The following is a 1,475-nucleotide window of genomic DNA, read 5'->3' as shown; positions in this document are numbered from 1 at the left end:
CGCGGCCGCCGTGGCAGCCGGTGCCCGCGTGCTGCCACTGTGGGCCTCGCCGCTGGCCGCCACCGGCGTCCGGCCCCGGACCACCCCCTGAGCCGCCGCTCCCGCACCCGCCCGACCGCGCCGGCCCGTCCCGGCCCGCGCTCACCGGCCGTAGTCGATCCGGGGCGCGAACAGTGCGCCGACTCGCGCCGCAGTGGGAATACCCATACTGGAGGAAGCGGTCCGTGACCTGTGGAGGAGCAGGATGGGCGATGCGGGAGGCCTCGACGGCGGCGGGGTCCTCGACGACGTCGTGACGGCCCTGATCGACGCGCAGGGGACGGTTCTCGCCTGGTCGGCCGCAGCGGAGGAGCTCACCGGCCGCACGGCCCGGCAGACCTGCGGACGGCCGTTCGCCGAGCAGCTCGCCGCCCCGCAGCCGTCCGACCCCGCTGCCGCCGTCACCACGGGTGACGAACTGCCCGCCGTCGGCGTACTGCACCTGATCGGGCCGGCCGGCGACGCCGTCCCCGTGCACTGCCGCCTGCTGCCGATGGAACACACCGGCGCCACCGGGACCCGCCTCCTCCTCGCCGTCCGCACCGACCTCGCGCAGGAGCTCGACCAGGGCGCCGCCCTGCTGCGCGCCCTCCTCGCCCAGAGCCGGATCGGATTCGTGCTGCGCGGCACCGACCTCGTGGTCGAGCGGACCAACACCGGCCCCGGCATGCCGACCCTGCCGGGCATGCCCACCCTGCCCGTCGGCAGCACCCTCGCCGAGGTGATCGCCGGCCCGGACGCCGCCGGCGCCGAGAACCAGCTGCGGATCGTCCTGGAGACCGGCCGGCCCCGGGCCGCCCGGCAGCAGCAGGTCCGCTCGCTCACCGACCCGGGCAAGGAGTGGTCCGTCCTCCTCTCCGCCGTACGGCTGGAGGACCGGAACGGCAAACCCGCGGGCGTCGCCTCGCTGCTCACCGACGCCACCGCCCAGTGGCGGGCCGCCCGCCGCCTGGAGCTGCGCCACCGCGCGGTGGCCGGCATCGGCGGCTCGCTGGACGTCGTCACCACCGCCCGGGAGATCGCCGAGGTCCTGGTGCCCGCCTTCGCCGACCTGGTCACCGTGGACCTCGCCGAGCCCGTCCTCACCGGCGACGAGCCGCCGAAGACCTCCGGCGGCGGCGACCTGCACCTGCGCCGCGTCGCCATGCACGCCGAGGGCGACACCGGCCCGCCCGGCGCGCTGCGCGACGGGGACGCCGTGCCGCGGCTGCCGAACCACCCGCTGGTCCGCCGGCTCCAGGCCGGCGGCACGATCGTCCTCGACCGGGCGACCCTGCTGGCGGGGCTCGCCGAACCCGAGCTGGTCCGCCTGATCGTCCCCGAGCGGGCCCGCTGCCTCGCCGTGGCGCCGCTCTTCGCCCGCGGACTGGTCCTCGGCACCATCGCCGCCTGGCGGATCGACCGGCCCGAACCCTTCGACGACGCGGACGCCGCCC

At 77.3% G+C, this 1,475-nt stretch carries 1 protein-coding gene; it reads left to right on the top strand.

The annotated features are described in order from the left end of the window. Positions 1 to 244: 244 nt before the first annotated feature. Positions 245 to 1,475: PAS domain-containing protein (locus ABZ641_RS37055; RefSeq protein WP_359988970.1), on the top strand; the 1,231-nt coding region annotated here is incomplete at its 3' end.

Origin of the sequence: Kitasatospora sp. NPDC007106 (assembly GCF_040634455.1) — a bacterium.
Classification (GTDB): Bacteria; Actinomycetota; Actinomycetes; order Streptomycetales; family Streptomycetaceae; genus Kitasatospora; species Kitasatospora arboriphila.
Note: the sequence above shows the minus strand (reverse complement) of the source record. Positions and strands in the feature narration are given on the sequence as shown.